This is a genomic window from Gammaproteobacteria bacterium (assembly GCA_011375345.1).
Lineage (GTDB): Bacteria > Pseudomonadota > Gammaproteobacteria > DRLM01 > DRLM01 > DRLM01.
In genome coordinates, this window is sequence record DRLM01000005.1 from 1 (window position 1) to 3,550 (window position 3,550).

A 3,550-nucleotide genomic window follows, 5' to 3' on the forward strand; every position below is an offset into this window, starting at 1 on the left:
AGCTGATTCCGGAGCACAGCCACCGAAACCGGCGGACTGCCTGGCAAAGAGCCGACCCACACCACGAGGCGTCGAGCCAGGCCACACCGTCTTCGATCACTGCCAAATCGTCGGCTGCGTCGCCCGGGAACTGCTGCGCCGGACACCCGAAAACTTGCGGCGAAAGCTCTTTTCACCGGGCGCAGAGCTGGTCGCGGCATCCCATGATGTGGGCAAGCTGTGTCCCACATTCCAGCTCAAGATCCATCGCGCCATCGAGCGAGACTTCCACATTACCCCTGGACTACAACTATTTACGCATCTCAAGGAGAGTGACTGGGGCGGCCACCCCGGTGTAAGCCAGCTCACGCTGGATGCCATCGGCACCGGACGCTTCATCCCCCGAATCGTCGGGCTGCATCACGGTTACTCGCCCCAGGTGGAAGGAAAACTGGCCACCGACCCAGTCCTTGGCGGCCAGCCATGGCAAAAGGCGCGTGAAGCGCTGATCACCGGCTTGAAAGAGCAACTGAATTGTAACTGGCCCGAAATCGGCGACGACGAGCAGGCGCGAGTGCTGGCCGGCCTCACCACGGTGGCGGACTGGATCGGCTCCGGCACCTTCTTCGAGGATCCCGCCGCCGACTGGCGGAAGCATATCGCCCCGGCGGTGGACGACGCAGGCTTTGTACCGCCACAGATTATCGAAGGGCTTGGCTTCGAAGAAATCTTCGGTTTCACGCCGCGAGAGAGTCAGAAACAATTCTATGCCCACGCCTGCCAGCCCGGCGTCTACATCCTGGAAGCCCCCATGGGCTTGGGCAAGACCGAGGCAGCCCTCTACGCTGCCTACCTGGCACTCAGCCGAAACGAGGCCACCGGCCTCTATTTTGCCCTGCCCACCCAGCTCACCTCGGAAAAGATCCACGAGCGGGTCGGCGCCTTTCTCGATAAAGTCCTCGCCCCGGAAAGCGCCCACCGCACACCCCGCCTGCTGCACGGCAACGCCGCGTTGAAGACACTGGAAATCGGGGAAGAAGGTCAACCTGGTCGCAGCTGGTTCGATGCCCGCAAACGCGGCATTCTGGCCCCCTTCGCTGTCGGCACCATCGACCAGGCACTGATGGCGGTGATGAACGTGCGTCACGGCTTCGTCCGCGCCTTCGGCCTGGCGGGCAAGGTCGTGATCCTCGACGAAGTGCACAGCTACGATGCCTACACCGGCCTGCTGCTCGACGAACTGGTATCCACGCTACGGCGGCTCCGCTGCACCGTCATTATTCTCAGCGCCACCTTGACGGCCACACGCCGCAGCACACTGCTGGGTCGGCAATCCCAAAGCCTCGAATACCCCCTCGTCACCGCACAGGCCATGGAACAACCTCTTCCCGTGGAACAGCCCGTACCCGGCCCCAGCGAACAAACCGTGATGACCCGGGTCTCCGCCCAAGACCCGCCGGCCATCGAAGAAGCGTTACAGCGTGCAACACAGGGGCAGCAAGTGCTCTGGATAGAAAACAGCGTAGCCGAGGCACAACAACGCTATGCCGTACTAGCCGCCAGAGCCGCCGAAACAGGGGTCGAGTGCGGCCTGCTGCACTCCCGCTTCACCCGTGCGGATCGCCAGCAGAAGGAGGATCGATGGGTCGCCCTCTACGGCAAATCAGGGGGAGAGGAACGTTTGCGCTGCGGCCGCATCCTGGTGGGTACCCAGGTACTCGAACAGTCGCTGGACATCGACGCCGATTTCCTGGTTACCCGCATCGCCCCCAGCGACATGCTCCTGCAACGGCTGGGTCGCCTCTGGCGCCATGCCCAAATTCCGCGCCCGCGCGGCACGCAACGCGAGGCATGGCTGCTGGGGCCGGAACTCGACGCAGCCATCGAGCAGCCCTGTCAGGCATTCGGTGCCACCGCCTATGTCTACGCCCCCTATGTGCTCTGCCGCAGCCTGGAAGTCTGGCAGGGGCGCGAAGAAGTAACACTGCCCGGCCAGATCCGTGAACTGATCGAAGCCACCTACCGGGAACGTCAGGAGACAGGCCCCATGGCCCAGTGGCTCCACGAACTGGAAAACGGCAGCCGCCGACGCCTGGGCAGAAAACAGCTGCAGCAACTGGCCCGGGTCGGCCTGGCCTACATCGGCCAGACCCAATCCGACGACCAGGCCGCCACCCGCTACAGCGAACACGACAACATCGAGGTATTGCTGTTGCGCCATGTGCAAACGGTAAAGGAAGAACGGGCCACCCGGGTGACCTTTCTCGACGGCGAGACACTGCTGTTACCCCACTACGGCAGGCAAGGAGGAGCGCACGCCTGGCGGCAACGGGCGGCCACTCTGCAACGCCACCTGGTCAGGGTGCCGCCGGGTAAGGAACCCGACGCCGTCCTGCGCCGCACCCTCCACTGGCTGGCGGACTATGTCTACCTGGGGGGCCACGGGCAAGAGACTGCCCGACTGCGCGTGGCCCTGGTTCAGCCGGACGGGGAATTATCAAGCCTCAGCGGCGCCCCTGCCAGCAGCAACTGGCGGCTGATCTACGACGACCTGCTGGGCTACCGAGCCGAAACGATTTCCCATTGAAGGAGCCATCATGACCACAGAGAACCGCTTTAACCTCATCGACGAACCCTGGATTCCTGTGGTCGATGTGGGTCGCGTCAGCCTGCGCCAGTTGTTCGATAACCCGGACTATCGCGCTCTGGGTGGAAATCCAGTGCAGAAGATCGCCGTCACCAAACTGCTGCTAGCTATTGCCCAGGCCGCGGCCACGCCGGCTGACGACGAGGCCTGGAATGAGATAGGCGCCGACGGCATGGCCCAGGCCTGCCTGGACTATCTGGAGCGCTGGCATGACCGCTTCTGGCTCTATGGAGAACAGCCCTTTCTGCAATTTCCAGCACTGGAAGGCTCTCGTTTGCTGAGCTACGGCGCAGTGCTGCCCGATATCGCCACGGGCAACACTACGGTACTCACCGAATCACAGGTGGAAAAAACCCTCTCCGACGCCGACCGGGCAGTGCTGCTGGTCACCCTGACCGGCTTTGGACTCGCTGGTAAAAAGGCCGACAACAGCGTGGTTCTCACGCCAGGCTACACCGGCAAAACCAAGCCAAATGGCAAGCCGACTTCCGGGCATGCCGGTGCACTGATCGGTTTCATGGGCTACCTGCACAGCTTCCTGCACACAGAGCGTTTGCGGAATACCCTCTGGTTGAACCTGTTCAGCCAAATCCAGCTCGACACCCTCAGCTTCTACCCACAAGGGCTTGGCGTACCTCCCTGGGAAGAAATGCCAGCGGGGGAAGATTGCCCGCATGCCCGGCGTCTGAAAGAGAGCCTCATGGGCCGTCTGGTTCCCCTCTCCCATTTCTGTCTGCTCCGGGACGACGGGCTGCACTACTCCGAAGGCATTACTCATGGCGCCTACAAGGAGGGTGGCATCGACCCATCGGTCGCTATCAACCTTTCTACCAAAACACCCAAGGTACTATGGGTGGATACCGAGAAACGCCCCTGGCGGCAGCTGACGGCGATTCTCAGTTTCATGGCCCAGACCGGCAAGGG

General features: G+C 62.6%; 2 protein-coding genes. Both read left to right on the top strand.

The window, feature by feature from the left end; genetic code table 11:
* The first annotated feature begins 154 nt into the window (after nucleotides 1-154).
* Nucleotides 155-2,566, top strand: a complete 2,412-nt coding sequence (cas3, locus tag ENJ19_00400) for a CRISPR-associated helicase Cas3' (protein ID HHM04187.1) — start codon at nucleotides 155-157, stop codon at nucleotides 2,564-2,566.
* A 7-nt stretch (nucleotides 2,567-2,573) separates the two neighbouring features.
* A partial coding sequence (casA, locus tag ENJ19_00405) for a type I-E CRISPR-associated protein Cse1/CasA (GenBank protein HHM04188.1) occupies nucleotides 2,574-3,550 on the top strand: 977 nt, incomplete at its 3' end.